Origin of the sequence: Bradyrhizobium sp. SZCCHNS3002, assembly GCF_032377435.1 — a bacterium.
Taxonomy (GTDB): domain Bacteria; phylum Pseudomonadota; class Alphaproteobacteria; order Rhizobiales; family Xanthobacteraceae; genus Bradyrhizobium.
Window position 1 is genome coordinate 294,864 of sequence record NZ_JAUHHY010000005.1, and the last position, 24,895, is coordinate 319,758.

The following is a 24,895-nucleotide window of genomic DNA, read 5'->3' on the forward strand; positions in this document are numbered from 1 at the left end:
CTTTGCGCGATTGCTCGGACAATCTAACCGATCGCCGCCGTCATCGCACGAGACAGGGGCGCTTGTCGTCGAAGGTCCAGCCGGGGATCAGATACTGCATTGCGACGGCGTCGTCGCGTGCGCCGAGCCCGTGGCTCTTGTACAGCGCATGAGCCTTTTCGATGGCGTCGCGGTCAACCTCGATGCCGAGCCCGGGTTGCTCGGGCACCGCGATCTTGCCGGCCTTGATCTGCAGCGGCTGCCTGGTCAGCGCCTGGCCGTCCTGCCAGATCCAGTGGGTGTCGATCGCTGTGACCTTGCCCGGTGCGGCGGCCGCGACATGGGTGAACATCGCCAGCGAAATGTCGAAATGGTTGTTGGAGTGTGAACCCCAGGTCAGGCCATTGTCGCGGCAGGTCTGGGCGACGCGCACCGAGCCCTGCATGGTCCAGAAATGGGGATCGGCCAGGGGAATGTCGACCGCGCCGAGGCGCAGCGCATGACTGAGCTGCCGCCAGTCCGTGGCGATCATGTTGGTGGCGGTCGGCAGGCCGGTGGCGCGGCGGAATTCGGCCATGATCTCGCGGCCGGAGAAGCCGGCCTCGGCGCCGCAGGGATCCTCGGCATAGGCAAGGATGCCATGCATGTCCTTGCAGAGGCGGATCGCCTCATCCAGCGACCACGCGCCGTTGGGATCGAGCGTCACGCGGGCCTGCGGGAAGCGTTTCGCGATCGCGGTCACCGCCTCGATCTCGGCTTCGCCCGCGAGCACACCGCCCTTGAGCTTGAAGTCGGCGAAGCCGTAGGCGTCGTGGGTGGCCTCGGCGAGGCGCACGACAGCTTCGGGTGTCATCGCCTCCTGATGTCGCAGCGTATACCAGCCATCCTTCTCGCCCTCGCCGGTGGCGTAGGGCAGGTCGGTCTTGCGGCGGTCGCCGATGAAGAACAGATAGCCGAGCGCTTCGACCGATGCGCGCTGCTGGCCTTCGCCGAGCAGCGCCGCCACCGGCAGGCCGAGATGCTGACCCAAGAGATCGAGCAGCGCCGATTCCACTGCGGTCACGGCGTGGATCATCACGCGCAAATCAAAAGTCTGCTTGCCGCGGCCCCCGGCGTCGCGGTCGGCGAAGGCGGTGCGCATCGTCGCGAGGATCGTGTTGCAGGCGCCGATGCTCTGGCCAACGATCAGGCTCTTCGCATCTTCCAAGGTCTGCCGGATCTTCTCGCCGCCCGGCACCTCGCCGACGCCGGTGTGGCCGGCATTGTCGGTCAGGATGACGAGGTTGCGGGTGAAGAACGGCCCATGCGCGCCGCTGAGGTTGAGCAGCATGCTGTCACGGCCGGCGACCGGAATGACCTCCATGCCGGTGACGACCGGCGCCCCGGAGATGTCCGTGCGGGTGGCGTCGTGACTCATGTGCTCCTCCTCGTCTTCTTACCTCCGTCATTCCGGGCCGGCCCGTCAGGGCTGAACCCGGAATCCAGAGATTGGCTTGCGCCGCTTCTTTTCCATCAACTTCGAGATCCCGGGTTCAAGGCCTTGCGGCCTTGCCCAGGCATGACTGCGAAATCACTCCGCCGCCTGCTGCGCCGTCACGGCACCCGGCAGCGCCTTCACCAGCGCGGTCAGCTCGGCCATCTCGGCCTCGGTGAGGTCGGTCAGCGGCAGGCGGACAGGGCCGGAATCGCGGCCGATGACCTTCATGCCGGCCTTGATGATCGAGACCGCGTAGCCCTTCCTGCGGTTGCGTATCGCGATCAGCGGCAAAATGAAATCCTTCAATCCGGCATGGATGGTGGCGTGGTCGCGCTTGCGCACCGCGGCATAGAAGTTCGTCGCGAACTCCGGCACGAAGTTGAACACGGCCGAGGAGTAGGTTGTCACGCCCATGTCGAGATAGGGCAGGGCGAAGGTCTCGGCGGTCGGCAGGCCGCCGATATAGGTCAGGCGGTCGCCCATCTTGCTGTAGACGCGGGTCATCAGCTCGATGTCGCCGATGCCGTCCTTGTAGCCGACCAGGTTCGGACAGCGCTCGCACAGCCGCGCCAGCGTATCCGGCTGCAGGATGGCGTTGTCGCGATTGTAGACGATGACGCCGATCTCGACCGACTTGCAGATCGCCTCGACATGGGCGGCGAGGCCCTCCTGCTCGGCATGCATCAGGTAGGGCGGCAGCAGCAACAGGCCGTCGGCGCCGGCCTTCTCGGCCCCAATGGCGATCTCGCGCGCGATCGCCGTGCCATAGCCGGTGCCGGCCAGCACGGGCACGCGGCCACGGGTCTCGTCGACCGCGACCTTGACCACCTCGGGCACCTCGGCCGCCGTCAGCGAGAAGAACTCGCCGGTGCCGCCGGCGGCGAACAGGCCTGCGACCTCATAGCCGCACAGCCAGTCCATGTTGGCGCGATAGGTGGCCTCGTCGAACGAATAGTCGGCCTTGAACGGCGTCACGGGGAAGGAGAGCAGGCCGCTGCCGATCTTCGCAGCCAATTCCGTCGGGGTCATCTTGCTCATCGCGCGGGTCCTTCACGAATGTCCTTGGGAACGGGCGCGGCAGGCGCCGGCGCGCATTCCCCCGGGCGATGTCGTAGGACCAAGTTCAATGCCGGTCCAAGCCAATGACGGTATCGATTGATGCGGATCAGATATCAATCTTCCGCTTGCTGCACGGCGAGATTGCCGGCCAGATCGACCAGTGCCGGCAGCAGCGGATTGTCGTGCTCGCGCCGCCAGACCAGGAACAGCTCGGCCGGCGTCGGGTTGCGCAGCTTCAGCGGCCGCAGCCGGACATCGGCGATCTTCAGGCTGGAGGCAGCTTCGGGCACGATCGCAAGCCCGAGGCCGGCGCGCACCATCGCCAGGATCGAATGGATCTGGCTGAGATGCTGCACGTAGCGCGGCAGCACCTCGGCGCGCATGAATTGCGAGACCAGAAGGTCGTGGAAATAGCGCGCCTCGGTCTGCGAATACATGATGAAGGGCTGGCCGTCGAAATCGCGGATCGACACGCTCTCGGCGGAGGCGAGACGATGGCGGCGCGGCAGCGCGGCGCAGAGCGGCTCGGCGACGACGCGGCGGGTGGCGAATTCGGGGCGCGCGATCGGGGGTCGCAGCAGGCCGGCATCGATCTGGCCGGAGGCCAGCGCCTCGATCTGGTCGCCGGAGACCATTTCCTTCAGCGACAGATCGGCTTCTGGAAGCTCGCTGCGGCAGGCGGCGACGAGGTCGGGCAGGAAGCTGTAGGCGGCGGCGGCGGTGAAGCCGATCTTGAGCGAGCCGCTCTTGCCGCTGGCGATGCGCTGCGCCACTTGCGCCGCGCTCTCGGCCATCTTCAGGATGCGCCGTGCCTCCGGGAGGAAGCTGCGCCCGGCCGGCGTCAGCTTCACCGAGCGGCTGGTGCGCTCGAGCAGGACCGCATCGATGATGTGCTCCAGCACCTGGATCTGCCGCGACAGCGGCGGCTGCGTCATGTTGAGCCGGATCGCGGCGCGGCCGAAATGCAGCTCCTCGGCCACGGTGACGAAGCAGCGCAGCTGGTTGAGGTCGAACATCGATGCATCCTCGGCATGGATCGGGCAGGCGATCTGGGCTTGGTAGCATCGATTTGGGGCAGTGGGAATCGGCGGGATCGGAGGCCGCGGCGACCGCCTCACTGATACCGAGATCGGCCTGACCGCGGTGGCCGACCGCATCAGGACCTCGCTCCATCGCGGAAAGCGTCAGGGAGCCCCGCTGTCCCAGACGTCTGGAACGAGATCACCCTAACCCTTGCACCCGCCATTGAGCCGCACCTTGGGGGCGCGGCGTGTCCGTGGCGAGCGCCAGGGGCCCGCTCACTTGGCGGATGCAGCCGCGCGGGCATCCGCAATGGCCTGCTTGAAAGCCTGGGCATTGGGGACGCCGGGAATGCGGAAATGGCCGATGATGAAGGCCGGCGTGCCGCGGAAGCCGAGGCCCGTGGCCTGCTCGTGATTGCGCGCGAGCACGGCGTCGATGTCGGCGTGCTTGGCCGCGAGGTCGGCCTTGGCGCGGGCCAGATCGATTCCGGCGCCGCTGAGCGCCGCATCGACCTTGGCTTCCGACAGCTTGTCGTGCAGCGAAATCAGCGCCTCGTGCGCCTCGGCGAACTTGTCCTGATATCTCGCCGCCAGGGTGAGGCGGGCCGCGTAGATCGAGGCGCCGCCGAAGATCGGCCAATCCTTGAAGACGAGCCGGACGTGACCGTCGTCGCGAACCACCTTGGCGAGCTCCGGGCTGATCTTGCGGCAATACGGGCACTGATAGTCGAAATACTCGACGATCGTGATGTCGCCCTCGGCGTTTCCGACAGCGGGGATGGCGGGATCGTGCAGGATGCGCGCTTCGCTCAGAATGTCGGTGTCGTCGTCCTCGGCGCGGGCCTGGATCGGCAGGATCGCCGTGGCGAGCAGCAGCAGCGTCGCGATCGATGCGGCGAAGGTCTTCGTGGTCATGACTTGTCGTTCTCCTGATGAGGGGTGGTTGAGGCGGTGTCGATCGCGTCGAGCACGATCTGTGGAGTCAGTAGTTCGGGCAGCACGATGCCGGCGGGAGCGCCCGGGCCGAACACGGCGTTGAACGGCAGGCCGTAGCGGCCGAAGGATCGCAGATAGGTCGCGATCGCGTCGCTGGGGGAGGTCCAGTCGCCCCTGACGGCAACGACACCCGACGCAAGGCGACCGCGCACGGCCGTGCTGTCGAGCACGAGCTTCTCGTTCACCTTGCAGGTGACGCACCAGCTGGCGCCGACATCGACGAAGACCGTGCGACCGGCGCGCACCTGTGCCGCGATCTCGGCGGGCACCAGCGGCTGCCAGGCGATTCCGGCCGGTCGGCTTCCGCCATCCGGCTGCTTAATGGAGGTGGCGGCGATTAGCGTTAGTCCGATCATGCCGGCGAGGCCGGCTCCAGCGATCGTTCGCCGCAACGGGAAACGGAGCGCCGCCATGATCAGCGTGGGGACCAGCAGCGCAGCGGCGAGGACGGCCGCAGTCGCCGGGCCACTGATGTCGGCGAGCACGGTCAGCAGCCATAGCGCGGTCGCCGCCATCGCGGCCGCTGCGACGGCGCGCAGCTTCAGCATCCAGCGGCCGGGCCGCGGGAAGAGAGCGGCGAGGCCGGGCGCTGCGGCCAGACACAGATAGGGCGCTGCCATGCCGAGCCCGAGCGTGGTGAACACCAGCAGGATCTGCGGCGCGGCCTGCGACAGCGCAAAGGCGACGGCGGTGCCGACGAACGGCGCCGAGCACGGCGTGGCCAGCAGCGTCATGACGAAGCCGTTGATGGCATGACCTGCCATCGTCCTGTGGCTCGCGGCGTTGCCAAGGCGGCCGGCGATCCACCACGGCAGGCCGATCTCGAACAGGCCGAGCAGGTTGGCACCGAATGCGGCGAGCACGATGATCATCGCGATGAGGAAAGCTGGCTGCTGAAACTGCAGGCCCCAGCCGACTTCGGCGCCCGCGGCCTTGAGCGCGGAGAGGACGGTGGCAAGGGTCACGAATGAGGCGACGATGCCGGCCGCCGTCGCCAGGAATGCCCGGCGCGGCGAGGGCGCGCGTGCGGGATCGTGATCGACCAGCGAAACGAGCTTCAACGATAACACCGGAAACACGCATGGCATGAAGTTGAGGATGAAGCCGCCGAGCAGGGCCACGCCGAGCATGGCCCAGATCGATGCCGCCGAAGGACGCGGTGCCGCTGTGGCTGCTTTGGCCGCAGAAGCGCGAGCAGCTTGATCGGCATCCACCGGAAGCATGGCTTCGATCGATCGATCGCCATCGACCAGGGTGACCCGCAGACGTTGCACCGGACCGGCCTGATCGAGGCCTTGCACCGGTACGGTGATCCGGACGCCGCCGTCCGACATCGGGCTCACCTGGGGACGGCCGCCGGACACGGCGTCGTTCCCATCAAGGAAGACGTCGGGCGCGTGCAGTGGCGGCGTCGCATGCGCCTCGAGCTGCAGGTGCGGCTTTGGTTGCCGATCGATGCGCAACGCCGTGATGGAAAGCCCGGGCGCGCTCGCGCGCGGGACGCTCTGCCGCCATTCGTCGATCAGCGCCTGATCGTTCGGCCGGCGCGACACGGCGGGGATGTCGGCCTCGAGATGGGCCTCCTGCTGGGTGCAGATGACCGAGCAGACGAACAGCACGGTTTTCAGCGTGAGATGCGCGGGCGCCGCGCCATCCTCGAGCCGCACGCGCAACGGAAACAGCACGTGCTCGGCATAGCCGAACGTGTCGATATCCTGCTCGCTGAAGCGGCTCGGTGCCGGCCATTCGACGGTGACATCGGCGACGTTGCGCGAGCCGGTCCAGTCGAATTCGGGCGGCGCGCCGGCGTCGCCGGGCGAGCGCCAATAAGTGTGCCAGCCTGCATCCAGCCTGACATCCAGTCCGGCCCATGCCGCGGCCGGGCCGCCGTCTGCTCGCGTGACGTCGCCGACCAGCAGGCGCGTGTCGACGTTCGCCTGCGGTCGCAATTCGCCCGCGACAGCGGTCGTCGCCGCAAGATGGAGCAGGCCGAGCAGCCATGCGAGCCGGCCAAGATGACGGATGGACATGATGATCTCCCGCGCGCTGATCGTGCGTTGCGGTGGCAGTTGCGCTGCGCGACCCGGCGCAAGGCGCGCCTGGCAATGGGCACCTTAAGCCGACCTGCACGACGCACGATCGATGGTGGATATTCGTCCGCTCAAGTCACGACGTTACGCGGCCCGCGAGCCGACGACGACGGAAGGATCAGGCGTGGCGACAGGGGGGACGGTAGGGCGAGGACGCGTCGCATTGCGTCGTCAGCGCCTCGTCATAGGGGCGCCAGGACAGCGTCCGGGACGCGGCAACCGGCTGTGCCGCCCCACTGTCGCTCGCGGGGACGGCAGTCAGACCCGCCGCGGCAAACGGACACGTGTTGATCATGCCCGGGACGACGGCCTTCCTGCAGGGCTTGGGCGCGCTGGTGGTCGTTCGGGACCATTGGAGCGCACCGGCGCCGGCATCGGCCGTTGCAGCCTCGAAGGTTCCGAGCAGAGGCGCCAGACTCAAGACGAGCGCGATCAGCGCCGCTATCAGGCGGCGTGTCATCGCGGGCATCTCAAGTTCAGCACGCCTCATCGTGGACCATCGTCTCCAGTCTGGACTGGTCGCGCAGACCGGCCGCTGTTGGCAACTGACATCTTCGTGACGCCGCGAACCTGCGGCCAAACCGGCATCGCGTGAGCAAAGCGAGTGGTTCTCAAAGTACGTTGATCGGTACCTTCAGGAATGTCTTTCCCGTCGCGTCCGCCGGAGGCAGATGTCCGGCGCGGATATTGACCTGCAGCGATGGAATGATCAGGCGCGGCATGCCGAGCGTCTTGTCGCGGGCCTCGCGGAGCGCGACGAACTCGTTCTCGGTCATCCCGTCTCGGGCGTGGATGTTGCGGAGCCGCTCCTCGCCGACGGTCGTTTCCCAGCGCACCGCGCGGTCGTCGGGGGCATAGTCGTGACACATGAACAGCCGGGTCTCGCGCGGCAGCGTCTCAAGGATCTTCCGGATCGAGCGGTACAGCGTGCGCGCATTGCCGCCTGGAAAGTCGGCCCGCGCCGTTCCCCCGTCCGGCATGAACAAGGTGTCGCCGACGAAAGCGGCATCGCCCATCACATGTGTGGCACAGGCCGGCGTATGGCCGGGCGTGTGCATCACGAAGGCCGTCATCTGCCCCACCTGATAGGTGTCGCCATCCTTGAACAGCCGGTCGAACTGGCTGCCGTCGCGACGAAACTCCGTGCCCTCGTTGAAGACCTTGCCGAAGGTCTCCTGCACGGTCAGGATATGCTCGCCGATGCCGATCTTGCCGCCGAGCTTGTCCTGGATGTAGGGCGCAGCAGAGAGATGGTCGGCATGCGCATGCGTTTCGATCAGCCACTCCGGCCTGAGGCCGTTGATCTTCACGTAGTCGATCAGCATGTCGGCGGAGCGGGTGCTGATGCGGCCGGCCGCGTAGTCGATGTCGAGGACGGGATCGACGATCGCGCAGGACGGCGATGACGGATCCTTCACCACGTAGCTGATCGTGCTGGTGTCAGGATCGAAAAATCCGGCCACCTTCGGCTGCATGCGGAGATCGATTGGATAGGAATCGATTCGATAGGACATGGCTGCTGCTCCACGATTTGGCTCCGGGGCGGCATCGCCGCCCACGGCGCGTTTGTCGTCCTGCGCGGTCTAAGACATCGAATTGGATTTCGTTCCGCATGTATTGATGCCGAGCATCGCGTAGGGCGGGCACCAGCCGATCAGTGCGGTGCCGAGCGGGATCAGGCCCAGAAGGCCCCACAGGGTGTGCGGTCCTACGACCGTCAGACTGAGGATCGCCAGTCCGACGATGATCCTGAGCAGCCGGTCGATCTTGCCAATGTTCTGTGTCATGTCGCGCTCCCCTTTGGCTTGCGATGATGCAGACGATAGAGCGGGACACAGCGCGGGTATGTAACTAAGTCACCAAGAGACGCCGGTTCCTAGCCATGCTGGGCCAGGTGGACAAGCGCCGGTCTGTCGGTGATCTCGACGATTCCGCGAGCCATTCGCAACCAGCCGCGCCGCGCGAATTCATTGAGCTGCCGGCTGATGACCTCGCGTGCGCTGCCGAGCTCGTTGGCGAGCTCCTGATGCGTTGCAGCGATCTGCTGCTTTGTCCCCGCGAGATCCAGAAGCTTCTGCGCGAGCCGCACATCGATCCGCTCGAACGCGACTTCCTCGATGATGCGGAAGAGATTGGTGACGCGGCGGCTGAACGCGGTGAAGACGAACTGTCGGAATTCGCGCGAGTTGGCGATCAGCCGGTCGAACAGCGCGCGCGGGATCGCCACGGCACGGATCCGGGTCTCCGCGATCCCCTCGGCCTGGTATTCCTCGTAACCCATCAGGCAGGCCGTGGTCAGCGCGCAGCTTTCGCCTGCCTGGACGCGGTAGAGCACGATCTCGCGGCCGGACTCGGACGTCTGCTGCACGCGGATGGTCCCGTCCAGCAGCAGCAGAAAGGAATCCGGCGCCTGACCGGGGCCGAAAATCCGGCTGCCTTCCGGAAGCTCGACGATAAGGCTGGCCTCGCGCAACTGCGCGAAGATCTCCTCCGGCAGTTGTCGCAACGGCGGGAAAGCGAGCGTCCAGTCCTGCTTCGACGACATTACCACATCCGGCTGCGCCCCATCGGCATCGCCCAAATTTGCCACAGGACCGCGAGCGGGTCGAGCGATGGGACACGCCGGATCGGCGCTAGCGCATCCAGCGGCCGTCACAGCGCTCAGATGGCGCCTGCAACGCGCATCAGCATGCCCGCGATGCACGAGGCGGCGAGGACGACGAGCATTCCCATGTTGAAGCGGAAGATGGCGGTCGCCGCCGCGATCGACAGGACGACGGCCGGCAGATCGATGCTCGCCGGCAGCGGCGCGTCGAATGACAGGCCGAATCCATGGATCGGAAAGGTTTCGCGAAACAGGGTGTGCAGCGCGAACCAGATCGAGAGATTGAGGATCACGCCGACGACGGCGGCCGTGATCGCCGAGAGCGCGCCGGCGAGCGCCTTGTTTCCCCGCAGCGCCTCGATGTAGGGGGCGCCGACGAAGATCCAGAGAAAGCAGGGCGCGAACGTCACCCACGTCGCCAGCAGTCCGCCCAGTGTGCCGGCGAGCATGGGAGACAGCCCGCTCGCCCCGCGGAACGCGGCCATGAAGCCCACGAACTGGACGACCATGATCAGGGGACCGGGAGTCGTCTCCGCCATGCCGAGGCCGTCGAGCATCTCGCGCGGAGCAACCCAGTGATAGTACTCCGCGGCCTGTTGCGCGACGTAGGCGAGCACGGCGTAGGCGCCGCCGAACGTCACCATCGCCATCTTGCTGAAGAAGATCGCGATCTGACCGAAGACGTCGTTCGGCCCGAGCAGGGTCAGCAGGGCGAAGACGGGGACGAGCCAGATCGCGAGCCAGACGGCCGCCACCCGCAGCGCGCGCGACGCGTTCGGACGGACGTGATCCGGCACGGCTTCGCCGAGCATGCTGTCGATCGCGCCGGCGTTCTTGCCGCCGTGCTCGAGGGCTGCGAACTCCGGCCGGCCGAGGCGGGCAGCGACGAAGCCGATGACTCCGGCGGCAATGATGATGGTCGGAAACGGCGCCCCGAAGAAGAAGATCGCGACGAACGCCGCCGCCGCCAGCCCGATCATGATCCGATTGCGTAGCGCGCGCTTGCCGACGCGGACCACGGCCTGGATCACGATCGCCAGCACCGCCGCCTTGAGGCCGAAGAACAAGGCGTCGACGACGCCGACATGGCCATAGGCTGCATAGATGTAGCTAAGGCCCATGATGGCGAAAATGCCCGGCAGGATGAAGAGCGTGCCCGCAACGATGCCGCCGGTGGTCCGATGCAGCAGCCAGCCAATATAGGTCGCAAGCTGCTGCGCCTCGGGTCCCGGCAGCAGCATGCAGTAGTTCAGGGCATGCAGGAAGCGGCTCTCCGAAATCCAGTTCTTCTCCTCGACGAGGATGCGATGCATGACCGCGATCTGGCCGGCGGGGCCGCCGAAACTCAGACAGGCCACCCGGATCCACACCAGAAGCGCGTCATTGAAGGAGATGCCATGGGTGTGCTCGGCCGCAACCGGTTTTCGCGATGCTGCGATGTCCGTCATGACTTCACCTTGCTGTTCGGCCAGTTGTGCGCCTCCTTGGTGGCGTCGCGGCACCAGCGGTAGAAGGCGTCGTAGAGCAGAAGCCCTGCGCTCAACTGCTCCAGATCGTCGTCGTACATTCGCGACAGCCCGAGTGAAGCCGCGAGCAGTCCGGGAGCCTCGGGAGACAGATCGAGCCGCGCCGTATCCGCGGCGCGCACGATCGTGGCGAGTCGCTCCAATGCCGGCGTCCGCAGGCCAAACTCTTCGACCATGATGTCGAAGGTGCAAAGTTCGCCGCGATGGCTCCAGAAGACGTTCTCGACGTCGAAGGCCGTGGCCTGGAAGCGCTCGGCGACCGCTTCCACCTCGGCCGGTGTCACGAACAGGAAGACCGCGGCGGGGTCGACGAAGCGGCGGATCAGCCATGGACAGGCGATGCGGTCGATCTTCGGACGTGATCGCGTGACCCAGACCGTGCTGCCGCGGCTGTCCCTCGCGGGAATCCTGTTCGCGGGCACAGTCGGGAGCTGCGCCTCCCTCCAGCTGACGTGTCCGCCGTCGAGGACCTCGGCCGCGATGTTGCTGCACCGGAGCCAGGCTGCGGTGCCTTCGCTGAGCTTCTTGCCTTTCTGACAGACCACGATGACGGATTGGCCGGTGAAGCTCGGCGCCCATTGCTGGACATCGAGATGCGAACGCCTGACGGCGCCGGGGATGAGGCGCGGGTCGGCGGCGAAATCCTCGTCGATACGCACGTCGACGAGCGCCGGCGCGGCCGCCGTGCCGATCAGTCGAGACAATTTTTCGGGTGAGATGGACGTATATGATGATGACATGCTGCGCCCTTGGTGACCAGGACGCGATTCTTGGGCATGTCGCCTCGCGGGGAGATCGCACATCCCCGTGCGGCAGAATAAAGCGCTCGGTTGTTCGGCTGTCAACCCGTCCCGTTGCTGGAACGATCGGGGACCGTCGCGATCGCTATCGGGGCCGACCCGCCTCAGATCAGCAAGGGAAGCTGGGCTTCCACGCCGGTGTCGTGCTGCTGCAAGGATGACAGCGAAACGCCGAGGAGGCGCACCGGCTTGGCCAAGGGCATCTCGCTCTGCAGGAGAGCAATGGACAAGCGTGCCAGGTCCTCCCGGCTCGCGACCAGGTTGGCGACGGACCTGCTGCGCGTCATGATGTCGAAGTCCGCGAACTTGACCTTCAAGGTGACCGTCCGGCCTCGGTTGCCGCTGGCTTCGCAATGCTGCCAGACCTTGTCGATCAGCGGCTGCAGCTCCGCCAGCATCGGTTCGAAGTCGGTCAGGTCGGTCGAGAAGGTGTTTTCGGCGCCGACTGATTTGCGGATGCGATTGGCGCGGACCGGGCGATTGTCGATGCCGCGCGAGATCCAATAGTAGTGGTGGCCGGCCTTGCCGAAGTGCTGCTGGAGGAAGGGCAGGGTCTGATTGCGGATGTCGAGCCCGGTATGAATTCCGAGCGCGTTGAATTTCGCGGCGGTCGCCGGGCCGATGCCGTGAAACCTGCCGACCGGCAGCCCCTCCACGAAGGCCGGACCCATCTCCGGCGAGATGACGTATTGGCCATTGGGCTTGCGATGGTCCGAGGCCAGCTTGGCGAGGAACTTGTTGTAGGAGATTCCCGCGGAGGCATTGAGTCCGGTCTCGGCCTTGATCTTGGCCCGGATCTGCAAGGCGATGTCGCGTGCCAGCGGAATGCCTTGCAGATTTTCGGTGACGTCCAGATAGGCCTCGTCCAGCGACAAAGGCTCGATGACCGGCGTGTACTGGGCGAAGATGGCGCGGATCTGCTGGCTGATGGCCTTGTAGACCTCGAAGCGAGGCTTGACGAATATCAGGTCGTGGCACTGGCGTTTTGCCGTCACCGACGGCATCGCCGAGCGCACGCCGTACGCCCGAGCCTCGTAGCTTGCGGCTGCCACGACACCGCGTTCGCGCGAGCCTCCGACGGCCACGGGCTTGCCGCGCAGCTCGGGATTGTCCCGCTGCTCGACCGACGCGTAGAATGCATCCATGTCGATGTGGATGATCTTGCGGGTTGCCGGCGGTGCGGCATCCTGTTCCGGACCGGAGCTTGGCATGGTCAAGCTCTATCAGAGCGAGGCGATGAAGTCTGCACAGCCGAGTGCTGGCTACCAGCAACGCCCCTTACAAGGACGTTGCGATGTCCCTCTCCCTCACAGCCTTTCATCGGCGACGAGGGAAACACGCTCATGAGAAAAGGGACCGCCGACCGTGATCGGGACGAAGCAGCGCAGCCGGGACCTGTCGTCAAAGCCGCTCACGACGCTGCGACCATGGGCCTGAAGCGGCTGTGATGTTCGAGCTCACTTTCCTGGGGACCTCGGCGAGCGTTCCGTCGGCGGACCGCAATCATCCAGCCCTTCTCGTTCGAGCAGGCCGGCATCGCATTCTCGTCGATTGCGGCGAGGGGACCCAGCGTCAGCTGCTCCGCAGTGGGGCAGGCTTTCGCCGGCTCGATCGGATCCTGCTCACCCACGGCCATTTCGACCATGTCCTCGGCATTCCCGGACTGTTTTCCACCCTGCGGCTGCGCAGGAGCGCTGACATCATGCGCGTCCACGGCAGCCCCGACACGCTCGATGTCGTGGTCCGAATGCTCGCGGGGCTGTGGGGAGAGGGCCGCGCGCCGATCCCGCTCGAGCTCGTTCCGCTCGGGCGCGGGACGGTTCTCGATGCCGGCGAGTTTACGATCAACTGCTTTCCCGTCCGGCACCGCGACACCGACAGCTTCGGCTTCGAATTCGCAGGTCAAGTTCGCCGCCATCTGCTGCCAGACCGTCTGGCGGCGCTCGCGGTCCCTGATGGGCCCGTGCGGAAGGCATTGGCGGAGGGCCGGCCGGTCACGCTGGAGGACGGACGAACCATCGATCCGGAGGATGTTCTGGGGCCTCCGCAGGGACCGAAAAAGCTCGTCATCGTCGGCGATGCTGAAACGACCGAGGGTCTGCACGAGCATGTTCGCGACGCGGACATGCTCGTGATCGAGGCCACTTTTCTCCGGCGGGATTCGGCCATGGCTCGTGACTACGGCCACCTGACGGCCGCGGAGGCTGCCGGGCTCGCGGCGTCGAGCAACGTCGGGCAGCTTGTCCTGAACCACATCTCCGGCCGCTATCCCGACGAGGAGATCCTCGGCGAGGCGCGGGAGATTTTTACCAACAGCCATGTTGCGGTCGATTTCGATCGGCTGATGGTCTAGCTGCTCGCTCGGGCGCGTCTGCTATGTCGCGCCTGAGCCGCTCTGCAAACGGCTCTGGGCGAACGCGATGTACCAGTCGAGACAACCGGGATTGGCCATGGCGTCGCGGTTGATGACCTTATCGAGCGGCTGCCCGAGCAGGAGCTTCTTGATCGGCAGCTCCTGCTTCTTGCCGGACAAGGTGCGCGGGATCTCGGCAACCGCAAAGATCTCGTCAGGCACGAAACGCCGCGACAGGCCGGCTTCGACCGCCATGTTGATCTTCCGCTTCATCGCCGCATCAAGCGCGACCCCGTCGCGCAGCACCACGAACAGCGGCATGTAGCTGTCTCGGCCGAGATATTCGAGATCGACGACCAGCGAATCCAGGATCTCCGGCAGCGCCTCGATGGCCGAGTACAATTCGCTCGTTCCCATGCGCAGCCCGTGGCGATTGATGGTCGCGTCGCTGCGGCCATAGATGATGCAGGAGCCATCCGGATTGACCTTGAGCCAGTCGCCATGTCGCCAGACCGGCCCGCCCGCGCGCGCCTCGAAGGCGTCGAAGTAGCTCGCGAGATAGCGCGCATTCCCCGAATCGTTCCAGAACCGCAGCGGCATCGACGGCATCGGCGCGGTGCAGACGAGCTCTCCGACTTCGCCGATGACAGGCTCGCCTTGGTCATTGAAGGCCTCGACGGCCGCGCCGAGTGCGCGGCATTGCATGGTTCCGGGCATCTGCGGCAATTCGCGGTTGCCGCAGATGAAGGCGCCGGCGAAGTCGGTGCCGCCGGAGATGTTGGACCACCACATTTGCGCCTGCGCCCGGCTGCCATTGACCCGCGACAGCTCCGCGAACCGCTGATCGAACCAGGCCTGCGTGTCGGCACTGAGCGGCGAGCCGGTGGACCCGAGACAACGCAGTCGGGACAGATCGCCCGCGTCGGCCAGGTTGATATCAGCCTTGACGCAGCTCGCGAAGAACGCCGCGCCGGCGCCGAAGAAGGTCGACTTCGAGTTCGCCACGAACCGCCACAGTGTGGTCCAGTCCGGATGATCCTTGGGCCCGGCCGGGCTGCCGTTGAAGATGCAGCACGTGGTGCCGTTGAGAAGCGCGCCGACCTGGTTGTTCCACATGATCCAGCCGGTCGAGCTGTACCAGTGATAGCGCTCGCCGAACGAATTCGGCTGATAGGAGCAGCCGATGTCGTTGTGCAGCCCAAGCAGCGCGAGCGTGACGATGATGATGCCGCCGTGACCATGCACGATCGGTTTCGGCAATCCGGTGGTGCCGCTCGAATACACGATCCAGAGCGGATGATCGAAGGGAAGCCACTCCGGTTCGAAGGCATCGACGCCAGGGCCTGTTCGTGACAGGACATCCGAGAGATGGACGCCCCCGGCGACCGGCGCGCCGGCATCGTCGCTGTGCAGGATGACGTGACCGACCGTTGGCAACGACCGCCGCAGCTCCTCGACGACATCGCGGCGATCGTGCCGGCGGCCGGCATAGGTGACCGCATCGCAGGCGATCAGCACCTTGGGCTCGATCTGCTTGAACCGGTCGATCACGGCGGGCGCGGCCATGTCGGGCGCGCAAACGCTCCAGATTGCGCCGATGCTCGCGGCAGCGAGAAACGCGATCATGGCTTCGGGGATATTGGGCAGATAGGCGGCGACCCGGTCGCCGGGCGCCACGCCTTGCTCGCGCAGATGCAGCGCCAGGGCGGCTGCCTTTCGCCGAAGCTCCGGCCAGGTCGTCTCCGTGAGCCTGCCGTCCTCGTGACTGCTGACGATCGCGGGCAGGCCCGCCGCATCGGCGGCTTCGACGTGACGAAATACCTGCCGGGCGTAGTTGACCGAAGCGCCCGGAAACCAGACCGCTCCCGGCATCGTGCGCTTGCCCAGGACAGTCGAAAACGCGGTCGGCGACTGCAGGTCATAATAGTCCCAGATGCTGCGCCAGAATCCGTCGAGGTCGCGGATGGACCATTGCCGCATCTTCTCGAAGCTTTCGAAGTGGAGGCCGCGATGATCCTTCAGCCACTGGCGATAGAGGGCCATTTGCGGAATATAGGGAGCTGTCATCATTGGTTCCGGCTGGTTGTTTGTATCGCGTCGACCGATGGGAGACGCCGAGGCGCTCATTTCGACTTCTGCTTCCGCCGCTTGTAGAGCGCGTTGAAGCCTCCGGCCATGAAGGTCACGAACCGCTCGCGGACGGCCACGAAATCGTCGGACTTGCACAGACCGCCGGACAGGCGGTCGATGCGGCCGGTCCGTGACAGGATCAGCGAATAGGCGCCGGAGGTGAACTGGAAGCTCCAGAACAGATCCTCGGGCCTGGCGTCGGGCAGCGCCTTCTGCAGCAGACCGATGAGACGCAGCACCAGCGGATCGAGATAGGTGTCCATCATCTCCACGCCATAGCCCGGCGCGTTGGCGACCTGCGCGAAGATGCGGCCGAAGTGCCGCCAGTTGTCCTCTTCGTTGACGTAGACGTCGAACGCGCCATCATAATAGGCACGCAGCGCGCCTTCCACGGTCGGGCGATCTCCGACCTTGGCCTCGTAGGCATCCAGCCCGGCCGTGCGCACCGTGACAGCGTATTCCATGCGGCGTTCGAACACGGCGTCGAACAGCGCTTTCTTGCCCTCGAAGTAGTAATGGATCAGCGCAGGATGGATGCCCATCCTGTCGGCCACATCCTTGATCGTCACGCCGAAATAGCCGAGCTGCGCGAACAGCTCCTCGCTGGTGTCGAGGATGAGCTTCACCGTCGTCGCGCGCTGTTCCGCGCGCGTGCGGCGCCCCTCGGGCTTCGGCTCTGCTGGCATGCTCTCCGTGGTCCCTGATCGGCGCGCGCAGGAACGGCGCCGTTGTCATTTTGACGATGAGGGGGTGGGCGCGCCCGGTCAAGCGGGACTTCGGGCTTCCAACATTTTCATTTAGTGCTAAATGAATGAACTTGACCGGCGGCCGGCCGGACGGTAGGTCTCGGAGACCTGATGGATAGCGGTCGACGGTCGGGCGGCGGGCAGCGCGCTGCCAGTCTGGTCGCGCGCTCATCAAGGACAATCGGCTGGCCATGAATCAGCCGCACACGGGAGGACACATGACACGGTTCAAGTCGACGGCGGCCGCCCTGCTGATGCTCGGCGTGGCCCTTTCTGGCCCGGCGTTCGCGCAGAAGACATACGACGTCGGCGCCACCGACACCGAGATCAAGATCGGCCAGACCAACCCGCTCAGCGGGCCGGCTTCTGCTTTCGGGGCCATCGGCAAGGCGGAAGCGGCCTATATCCGCATGATCAACGAGCAGGGCGGCGTCAACGGGCGCAAGATCAACCTCATCCAGTATGACGACGCCTACAGTCCGCCGAAGACGGTGGAGCAGGTGCGCAAGCTGGTCGAAAGCGACGAGGTGCTGACCACGTTCCAGATCATCGGCACGCCGCCGAACGCCGCGGTCCAGAAATATCTGAACGGCAAGGGCGTCCCGCAGCTTCTGGCGGGAAGTGGAGCGTCCCGTTTCACCGATCCGAAGAACTATCCGTGGACGATCTCCGCCAATCCGAACTACCAGTCGGAAGCGCACATCTACGCAAGATATATTCTGGAGAACCATCCGAACGCGAAGATCGGCATCCTGTATCAGAACGACGATCTCGGCAAAGATTACGTCAAGGGGCTGAAGGACGGGCTGGGCGCCAAGGCCGGCATGATCGTGAAAGAGCTGTCCTACGAGCTGTCCGACCCGACGATCGATTCCCAGCTGGTGACGCTCAAGGCGTCGGGTGCCGATCTGTTCTACAACATGTCGACGCCGAAATTCGCGGCGCAATCGATCAGGAAGGCCGCCGAGCTTGGCTGGAAGCCCGTCCACATCCTGGAGGTCAACGCGACGGCGGTCGGTCAGGTGCTCGTGCCCGCGGGGCTCGAGAATGCCAAGGACATCATCTCGGTCGCCTACGGCAAGGATCCGCTCGATCCGCAATGGGCCGATGACGAGGGCATGAAGCGCTACAAGGCGTTCATGGCGAAATACGCGCCCGGCGAGGACGCCAACAGCGGCTTCGCCACCTATGGCTACTCGACGGCCGCTCTCCTCGTCCACATCCTCAGGCAATGCGGTGACGAGCTGACGCGCGCCAACATCATGAAGCAGGCGACCAACATTAAGGGCTTCGTTCCCGATCTCGGGCTGCCTGGAATGTCGGTGACGACAACGCCCGACGATTACCGCATCAGCAAGCAATTCCAGATGATGAAATTCGACGGTCAGCGCTGGATCATCTCGGGTCCGATCCTGACCGACGACTTCAAGGCGGACTGATCCTCTCGTCGGCCATGGCCTGTCCGGGCGTCGCTTGCGCGCCAGGATGCCCAGCTGTCTCTCCGTCATCCGCGCCGGCCGGCGCCGAAAGCTGAACCCTGTCCGTCGGAGCGCCGCTCATGATCAGTGAAGCCGTCCGCCGCCGCCGGGGCTTCGATCCTGCGGCGCTTGCAGCGATCGGCCCGGCGCTCGCCGAATTCGTCGATCGCGGCGAGCTCGCAGGCATCGTGTCTCTCACCTCGCGCGGCGGCGAGATCGTTCATGCCGAGACGATCGGCTGGCGGGACGTCGAAACGAACAGCCCGATGCGCCCGGATACGTTGTTCCGGATCGCGTCGATGACCAAGCCGATCACCTCGGTGGCGGCGATGATGCTGGTCGAGGAAGGCAGGATCGCCTTGGCGGACCCCGTCTCCCAGTGGATTCCAGAGCTGGCCGATTTACGGGTCATGCGCGACGCCGTCGGCCCGCTCGACGAGACCGTGCCCGCCCAGCGCGCGATCACCATCGAGGATCTGCTCACGCACCGCTCGGGCATCGCCTACGCGTTCTTCTCGGAAGGCCCGCTCAAGGTCGCCTATGAGCGCGCGCTCGGCGATCCCGCGATGAACCGTTCGACGCCGGACGAATGGCTCGCGGCGCTCGGCGCGCTACCGCTGGCCTATCAGCCCGGTGACCGATTCCACTACGGCCACTCGACCGACGTGCTCGGCTTCCTGATCGGCCGGGTCGAAGGCAAGCCGTTCCGGCAGGTACTGCAGGAGCGCATCTTCGCGCCGCTCGGCATGGACGACAGCGATTTCTGGTTGCCGCTCGCCAAGCGAAATCGCCTGGCGAGCCTGTACGGATATGACGAGACGACGGGGCGGCTCGCGAAGGTCGAGCCGGTCATGTATGACGAGCCGCCGGCCTATACGCCGGGTGGCGGCGGGCTGATCTCGTCCGCGCCGGACTACCATCGGTTCGCGCGCATGCTGCTCGGAGGAGGCGAGCTGGGCGGCGTCAGGTTGCTGCGGCCTGCAACTGTGGATCTGATGCGAACCAATCGGCTGACCGATGGGCAGCGCCAGATACCCTTCGCCGGCATGCCGCTGTGGCAGACCTCCGGATTTGGGCTCGGACTGGCGATCGCCGAGGAGGCCGTCGGCAATCCCTATGCCTGTGGCGCACCGGGCTCGATGACCTGGCCCGGCATCTTCGGCACCTGGTGGCAGGCCGATCCGGTCAATGACCTGATCATGATCTATCTGATTCAGCATCACGTGCCGGTCTCGGCGGGGACGGGGGCCACGATTGCCACTGGGCGGGGCGCTGCCGGCCGCCGTGCTCTTCCCGTCTATCAGCGGGGAACCTACGCCGCGCTGTCCCACATTGTGGAACAAGCGACATGACCGGCAAGTGCCGTCATCTCCGAGAGATGGGAGAATATGTCCACGATGTGGACGCCACATTCCGCTCGATGAAACGTCCGATCGGCGGTGAGCTGCTCGCCGGCCCATTGCCGGAGCGGCAAACACGGCTTCATCTCATGCCGAGCTTGTCATCCGGCCGTTATTCTGCTCAGTGCTTCTTCAAATTGCGCGATCATGCGCATCGATCGATCGACTGAAGTCGACAGCCAGCGAGGAAACAAAACTATGCGCAAGTTAACTTTAGCCATTGCCCTGATCGTCCCGATGCTCGGTCATGCCGCGCAGGCCGAAGACACCGTCAAGATCGGCTATATCGATCCGCTGTCCGGCGGCGGCGCCAGCGTTGGCGAGGGCGGCCTGAAGACGTTCCAGTACCTGGCCGACGAGCTCAACGCCAAGGGCGGCATTCTCGGCCATAAGGTCGAGATCGTGCCGTTCGACAATAAGACCAATCCGCAAGAGAGCCTGGTCCAGGCCCAGAAGGCGATCGACGCCGGCGTCCGCTACATCACGCAAGGCAACGGATCGTCCGTCGGGCTCGCGCTGGAGGATTTCGTCAACAAGCACAACACGCGCAACCCCGGCAAGGAAGTGCTGTACTTCAACTATGCCGCCGTCGATCCGAGCATGACCAATGAGAAATGCAGCTACTGGCATTTCCGCTGGGACGCCAGCTCGGACATCAAGATGGAGGCGCTCACCAACTACATGAAGGACATCCCGTCCATCAAGAAGGTGTATCTGATCAATCAGGACTATTCGTTCGGCCAGTCGGTCCGCAGCGACGCGCGCAAGATGCTGGCGGCGAAGCGACCCGATGTCCAGATCGTCGGCGACGAGCTGCATCCGCTGCTGAAGATCACGGACTTCTCGCCCTACATTGCCAAGATCAAGGCGTCCGGCGCCGACAGCGTCATCACCGGCAACTGGGGCCAGGACATCGCGCTGCTGCTCAAGGCCGCCGCGGATGCCGGCCTGAAGGTCAACTGGTACACTTATTACGCGGGCGGCGCCGGCGGCCCGACCGCCATCAAGCAGACGGGCCTGGATCATCAGGTCTTTCAGCTGACCGAAGGCTTCGCCAATTCGGGCCATCAGGCTGCGATGGATTACGAGAAGGCGTTCCGCGCCAAGGTCAACATGTCGCTGTGGTATCCGCGGGCGGTCAACGAGATGCGCATGTTCAAGGCGGCGGCCGAGAAGGCCAACTCCATCGACCCGGTGAAGGTCGCGGCCGCGCTCGAGGACCTCAAGCTCGAGGTGCTGGATGGCGGCACCGGCTTCATGCGCAAGGATGATCACCAGTTCTTCCAGCCGATCTACGTCTCGTCCTTCGGCAAGCTCGCGGCGAACGAGCCGTTCGACGAGGAGAACACCGGCTGGGGATGGCACCTGGTCTCCAGGGTCGATACGCCCCAGGCCATGGTGTCGACGACGTGCAAGATGGCGCGGCCGTAATCGATCGGCGCTGGCTTCCCGCACGGCCTCACCGTGCGGGAAGCGGCGTCGGCCCTGCGTCGATCTGTTAGGGAATGAGCGGCGGGGCATCGAGGCCCCGGACATTCGCGGGTGCACCGTGCTTGAACTCATCGTCATCTCCACCCTCAACGGCGTGCTGTTCGGCATGCTGCTGTTCCTGCTGTCGAGCGGGCTGACCGTCATCTTCAGCATGATGGGGGTGCTCAATTTTGCTCACGCCAGCTTCTACATGCTCGGCGCCTTCTTCGGCTTCCAGCTCACGAAATGGGTCGGCTTCTGGCCGGCCCTCCTGCTCGCGCCGCTCCTCGTCGGGGCCATCGGCATGGCGGTCGAGCGTTACGGTCTGCGCAACACGCACAAGCATGGTCACGTCGCCGAGCTGCTGCTGACCTTCGGCCTCGCATTCGCGATCGAGGAAATCGTCTCGATGATCTGGGGCAAGACGCCGCTCGACTACCGCGTCCCGGCGCTGCTGGACTTTCCCGCATTCACGATCTTCTCGACCAACTATCCGGCCTACAAGCTGTTCATGCTGGCGGTGTCGGTGACGATCTTCGTGGCGCTGCTGATCGTGCTCAAGCGCACCCGGGTCGGCCTGATCGTTCAGGCGGCATTGACCCATCCCCATATGGTCGGCCATCTCGGCCACAATGTCGGACGCGTGTTCATGGTGGTGTTCGGGGTCGGCAGCGCGCTGGCCGGTCTCGCCGGCGTCATCGCCGGTCCCGCCCTGGTGACGCAATCCGACATGGCCGCGGCGCTCGGGCCGATCCTGTTCGTGGTGATCGTGTTCGGCGGCCTGGGCTCGCTGCCGGGCGCCTTCATCGCTTCGCTGGTGATCGGCCTGGTGCAGACCTTCGCCGTGGCGCTGAACGGCTCGCTGGCGAGCGCCTTCGGCCCGCTCGATCCATCCGCCGGGCCATCGGTGCTCACCGACATCTGGAACGTGACGATCGCGCAGGTCGCGCCGATCGTTCCCTACCTGCTGCTGGTGCTCGTCCTGATCGTGCGCCCCGTGGGCCTGATGGGGACTCGCGAATCATGACCGCAGCAGTGACCTCCGCGTCTCATCTCGCGGCAGAGCCCGCCGGATCCCGTCTCCGCTTCTATGCCGTCTGGGTGATCGGCGTGGCCGTGCTGATCGTGCTGCCGCTGCTCTTCAATTCGGGAGGATCGCTGACCTCGTTCAGCCTCATCGGGATCGCGATCGTCTTCGCGCTCTCCTACAACATCCTCCTCGGTCAGACCGGATTGCTGTCGTTCGGTCACGCGGTTCACTACGGCCTGGGCGGCTTCGCGGCCTGTCACATGATGAATGCGGTGGTGGCGCATGGCTGGCCGATTCCGCTGCCCTTCATTCCGCTGTTCGGCGGGCTGGGCGGCCTCGCCTTCGCGATCATCCTCGGCTGGGTCATGACCAAGCGCGCCGGCACGGTGTTTGCGATGATCTCGCTCGGCATCGGCGAGCTCGTGGCGTCGTCGTCGCTGATCCTGCGCTCGGTGTTCGGCGGCGAAGCCGGCATCACCACGGACCGCACCGCTCTGCCGCGCATGTTCGGCTGGACCTTCGGGCCGCAGCTGCAGGTCTATTACCTGATCGCGTTCTGGCTGGTGCTATCGGCAATCGCGATGTATGCGCTGACCCGGACGCCCCTGGGGCGGATCAGCAATGCGGTGCGCGACAATCCCGAACGGGTCCAGTTCATCGGCTATGATCCGCACGTCGTCCGCTATCTCGCCTATTGTTTCGCCGGATTCTTCGCCGGCGTCGCGGGCGGCCTCGCGGCGATCAGCTTCGAGATCGCGAACTCCGCCTATCTCGGTGCAATCCAGTCGGGCCTCGTGCTGTTCGCGACCTTCATCGGTGGGACGGCCTACTTCTTCGGTCCGATCCTCGGCGCGATCCTGGTGACCTATCTCCAGCTTGGGCTGACGAGCCTCACCAGCGTCTGGCAGCTCTATTTCGGCATCATCTTCATCGGCATCGTCATGTTCTCACCCGGTGGCATCGCCGGTCTGCTGATGATGCACCGGCCGCTGGTCCGTGCCGGAACGCTCGGAATGGTGATCCCGTCCTATCTCGTTGCCATCGTGCCGACCGCGGCGTTCGCTTGCGGCGTCATCCTGACCATCGAGACGGTCGCGCGTTATTCGGGTGGCGACGCCATCAACCTGTTCGGCGTGGCCTTCAATCCGCAATCCCCCGTGACATGGGGCGTCGCCGCGATTCTGGTGGTCGCCGGCTTCTTCGTCGCGCGGTCGACGTGGCAGCGGATTGCCGGAGCCTGGGACGGGGCCGCCACCGTGGCGCGTGATCGGGGGTATCTGGCATGACCGCGGCCATCGAAGTCCGTGCCGTCGAAAAGCGCTTCGGCAATGTCGGCGTCATCCGCGACCTCAACCTGAGCGTCGCCCAGGGCGAGCGTCACGCCATCATCGGCCCGAACGGCGCTGGCAAGTCCACCACGTTCAACCTCATCAGCGGGCATATCAGGCCGACCTCGGGCGAGGTGCGATTGAACGGCGCGGTCATCTCGGGCCTGCGGCCGTTCGAGATCAACCGGCGCGGCCTGTCGCGCTCGTTCCAGGTCACCAACGTGTTCGCCCGCATGACCGTGTGGGAGAACGTCCGCTGCGCCGTGCTGTGGGCGACAGGACATCGCTACGCGTTCTGGAAGAACGTCGACAGCCTGCCGGAGGTGCGCGAGCGGACCGCCCAGATCCTCGATGACATCCACCTCACGCATCGGCGTGACATCCCCGCGGGGTTGTTGACTTATGCCGAGCAGCGCGAGCTGGAGATCGGGGTCACCATTGCGAGCGGTGCGACGGTCGTCATGCTCGACGAGCCGACGGCCGGGATGAGCCATGCGGAGACCGAGCGCGCCGTCTCGTTGATCCGGCGGCTCACCGAGGGGCGGACGCTGGTGATCGTCGAGCACGACATGAGCGTGGTATTCGGTCTCGCCGATCGCATCTCGGTGCTGGTCTACGGCCACATCATCGCGTCGGGCACGCCGGAGGAGATCCGTCGGGACCCGAAAGTGAGGGAAGCCTATCTCGGCGAGGAGGCCCACTGATGCTCGAAGTCAGGAACCTCCACGCCTATTACGGCAAGAGTCACATCCTCCAGGGCGTCGACCTCGACGTCGCTGCTGGCGAAGTGGTGAGCCTGCTCGGCCGCAACGGCGTCGGCCGCTCGACCACCGTGAAGGCGATCATGGGCGAGGTCAGTCCGCAGGGGACGATCCGCTTCAAGGGCCGGGACATTGCCGGCTTGCCGAGCTACAAGATCGCGCGCCTTGGGCTTGGCTATGTGCCCGAGCATCGCGACATCTTTCCGAGCCTCACCGTGCGGCAAAATCTCGTGCTCGGCATCAAGGACACCCGGCGGCCGGGGAAGTGGCGCCTCCAGGACATGCTCGACATGTTTCCCAATCTCGCCGCGCGCGCCGATACGCCGGCTGGCGTGCTGTCGGGCGGCGAGAAGCAGATGCTGACCACCTGCCGGACCTTGATGGGTGACCCCGACCTGATCATGATCGACGAACCCACCGAAGGTCTGGCGCCGCTGATCGTACAGCAGGTCGGCGACCTGATCGCCCGGATTGCGGCGGCTGGCGTCGCGATCCTGCTTGTCGAGCAGAAGCTCTCGATCGCGATGCGGATCTCGAAGCGCGTCTATGTCATGGGCCACGGCCGCGTCGTGTTCGAAGGAACGCCGGATCAGCTCAAGGCCAACACCGCGGTCCGGCAGGAGTGGCTCGAAGTGTGAGGTGCAG

The 24,895-nt window shown here is 65.4% G+C and carries 23 protein-coding genes; 9 read left to right on the forward strand and 14 right to left on the reverse strand.

All coding sequences use genetic code 11. The annotated features are described in order from the left end of the window. Positions 1 to 40: 40 nt before the first annotated feature. The 12 genes from gudD to dinB form a co-directional block, all read right to left on the reverse strand. Positions 41 to 1,396, reverse strand: coding sequence for a glucarate dehydratase (gene gudD, locus QW845_RS13200; RefSeq protein ID WP_315802007.1), 1,356 nt, complete (start codon positions 1,394 to 1,396; stop codon positions 41 to 43). Between the two features lie 153 nt (positions 1,397 to 1,549). Further along, positions 1,550 to 2,494 (reverse strand): 5-dehydro-4-deoxyglucarate dehydratase, encoded by a 945-nt coding sequence (gene kdgD / locus QW845_RS13205; protein ID WP_315802008.1) that lies wholly within the window; start codon positions 2,492 to 2,494, stop codon positions 1,550 to 1,552. 134 nt (positions 2,495 to 2,628) lie between these two features. Next, complete coding sequence (locus QW845_RS13210; RefSeq protein ID WP_315802009.1) at positions 2,629 to 3,531, reverse strand: LysR substrate-binding domain-containing protein; 903 nt, start codon at positions 3,529 to 3,531, stop codon at positions 2,629 to 2,631. A 282-nt stretch (positions 3,532 to 3,813) separates the two neighbouring features. Then, positions 3,814 to 4,452 carry a DsbA family protein gene (locus QW845_RS13215; protein WP_315802010.1) on the reverse strand — a complete coding sequence of 213 codons (639 nt, stop codon included), beginning with the start codon at positions 4,450 to 4,452 and terminating at the stop codon, positions 3,814 to 3,816. After that, positions 4,449 to 6,563, reverse strand: a complete 2,115-nt coding sequence (locus QW845_RS13220) for a protein-disulfide reductase DsbD family protein (RefSeq protein WP_315802011.1) — start codon at positions 6,561 to 6,563, stop codon at positions 4,449 to 4,451. Before QW845_RS13220 ends, QW845_RS13215 begins: the two co-directional genes overlap by 4 nt. A 178-nt stretch (positions 6,564 to 6,741) precedes the next feature. Continuing rightward, positions 6,742 to 7,083 carry a hypothetical protein gene (locus QW845_RS13225; RefSeq protein WP_315802012.1) on the reverse strand — a complete coding sequence of 114 codons (342 nt, stop codon included), beginning with the start codon at positions 7,081 to 7,083 and terminating at the stop codon, positions 6,742 to 6,744. A gap of 151 nt (positions 7,084 to 7,234) precedes the next feature. Then, on the reverse strand, positions 7,235 to 8,137 hold the full coding sequence (locus QW845_RS13230; protein WP_315802013.1) for an MBL fold metallo-hydrolase: 903 nt from the start codon (positions 8,135 to 8,137) through the stop codon (positions 7,235 to 7,237). Positions 8,138 to 8,206: 69 nt separating this feature from the next. Continuing rightward, positions 8,207 to 8,410, reverse strand: coding sequence for a DUF2892 domain-containing protein (locus QW845_RS13235; protein ID WP_315802014.1), 204 nt, complete (start codon positions 8,408 to 8,410; stop codon positions 8,207 to 8,209). Between the two features lie 89 nt (positions 8,411 to 8,499). Further along, positions 8,500 to 9,168 (reverse strand): Crp/Fnr family transcriptional regulator, encoded by a 669-nt coding sequence (locus QW845_RS13240; RefSeq protein WP_315802172.1) that lies wholly within the window; start codon positions 9,166 to 9,168, stop codon positions 8,500 to 8,502. A 116-nt stretch (positions 9,169 to 9,284) separates the two neighbouring features. Next, positions 9,285 to 10,676: a chromate efflux transporter gene (gene chrA / locus QW845_RS13245; protein WP_315802015.1), complete on the reverse strand. Its 1,392-nt coding sequence runs from the start codon at positions 10,674 to 10,676 to the stop codon at positions 9,285 to 9,287. After that, the gene (locus tag QW845_RS13250; protein ID WP_315802016.1) at positions 10,673 to 11,494 is read right to left on the reverse strand and encodes a sulfurtransferase/chromate resistance protein; all 822 of its coding nucleotides are present in this window, start codon (positions 11,492 to 11,494) and stop codon (positions 10,673 to 10,675) included. Before QW845_RS13250 ends, chrA begins: the two co-directional genes overlap by 4 nt. 164 nt (positions 11,495 to 11,658) lie before the next feature. Continuing rightward, positions 11,659 to 12,765: a DNA polymerase IV gene (dinB, locus tag QW845_RS13255; RefSeq protein ID WP_315802017.1), complete on the reverse strand. Its 1,107-nt coding sequence runs from the start codon at positions 12,763 to 12,765 to the stop codon at positions 11,659 to 11,661. Between the two features lie 236 nt (positions 12,766 to 13,001). Between dinB and QW845_RS13260 the strand changes: the two genes are divergently transcribed. Continuing rightward, complete coding sequence (locus tag QW845_RS13260) at positions 13,002 to 13,907, forward strand: ribonuclease Z (protein ID WP_315802173.1); 906 nt, start codon at positions 13,002 to 13,004, stop codon at positions 13,905 to 13,907. A gap of 21 nt (positions 13,908 to 13,928) precedes the next feature. Here the strand turns inward: QW845_RS13260 and QW845_RS13265 are convergent, their stop codons facing one another. Further along, entirely contained in the window at positions 13,929 to 15,974 is a 2,046-nt protein-coding gene (locus QW845_RS13265) for an acetoacetate--CoA ligase (protein ID WP_315802018.1), read from the reverse strand. Positions 15,975 to 16,030: 56 nt separating this feature from the next. Continuing rightward, positions 16,031 to 16,723 (reverse strand): TetR/AcrR family transcriptional regulator, encoded by a 693-nt coding sequence (locus tag QW845_RS13270; RefSeq protein WP_315802019.1) that lies wholly within the window; start codon positions 16,721 to 16,723, stop codon positions 16,031 to 16,033. A 278-nt stretch (positions 16,724 to 17,001) separates the two neighbouring features. On the opposite strand from QW845_RS13270, the gene QW845_RS13275 reads away from it, so the two are divergent. The 8 genes from QW845_RS13275 (at position 17,002) to QW845_RS13310 (ending at position 24,888) form a co-directional block, all read left to right on the forward strand. Further along, entirely contained in the window at positions 17,002 to 18,222 is a 1,221-nt protein-coding gene (locus QW845_RS13275) for an ABC transporter substrate-binding protein (RefSeq protein ID WP_315802020.1), read from the forward strand. A 119-nt stretch (positions 18,223 to 18,341) separates the two neighbouring features. Beyond that, a complete protein-coding gene (locus QW845_RS13280) occupies positions 18,342 to 19,613 on the forward strand; it encodes a serine hydrolase domain-containing protein (RefSeq protein ID WP_315802021.1) in 1,272 nt (423 codons plus the stop codon). Continuing rightward, the gene (locus QW845_RS13285) at positions 19,610 to 19,831 is read left to right on the forward strand and encodes a hypothetical protein (RefSeq protein WP_315802022.1); all 222 of its coding nucleotides are present in this window, start codon (positions 19,610 to 19,612) and stop codon (positions 19,829 to 19,831) included. The genes QW845_RS13280 and QW845_RS13285 overlap by 4 nt, the downstream gene beginning before the upstream one ends. A 28-nt stretch (positions 19,832 to 19,859) precedes the next feature. Then, complete coding sequence (locus QW845_RS13290; protein WP_315802023.1) at positions 19,860 to 21,092, forward strand: branched-chain amino acid ABC transporter substrate-binding protein; 1,233 nt, start codon at positions 19,860 to 19,862, stop codon at positions 21,090 to 21,092. A gap of 118 nt (positions 21,093 to 21,210) precedes the next feature. Next, positions 21,211 to 22,158, forward strand: coding sequence for a branched-chain amino acid ABC transporter permease (locus tag QW845_RS13295; protein ID WP_315802024.1), 948 nt, complete (start codon positions 21,211 to 21,213; stop codon positions 22,156 to 22,158). Further along, positions 22,155 to 23,447, forward strand: a complete 1,293-nt coding sequence (locus QW845_RS13300) for a branched-chain amino acid ABC transporter permease (RefSeq protein WP_315802025.1) — start codon at positions 22,155 to 22,157, stop codon at positions 23,445 to 23,447. The genes QW845_RS13295 and QW845_RS13300 overlap by 4 nt, the downstream gene beginning before the upstream one ends. After that, positions 23,444 to 24,193, forward strand: coding sequence for an ABC transporter ATP-binding protein (locus QW845_RS13305; protein ID WP_315802026.1), 750 nt, complete (start codon positions 23,444 to 23,446; stop codon positions 24,191 to 24,193). Before QW845_RS13300 ends, QW845_RS13305 begins: the two co-directional genes overlap by 4 nt. Beyond that, on the forward strand, positions 24,193 to 24,888 hold the full coding sequence (locus tag QW845_RS13310) for an ABC transporter ATP-binding protein (RefSeq protein WP_315713534.1): 696 nt from the start codon (positions 24,193 to 24,195) through the stop codon (positions 24,886 to 24,888). Before QW845_RS13305 ends, QW845_RS13310 begins: the two co-directional genes overlap by 1 nt. The last annotated feature ends 7 nt before the right edge of the window (positions 24,889 to 24,895 follow it).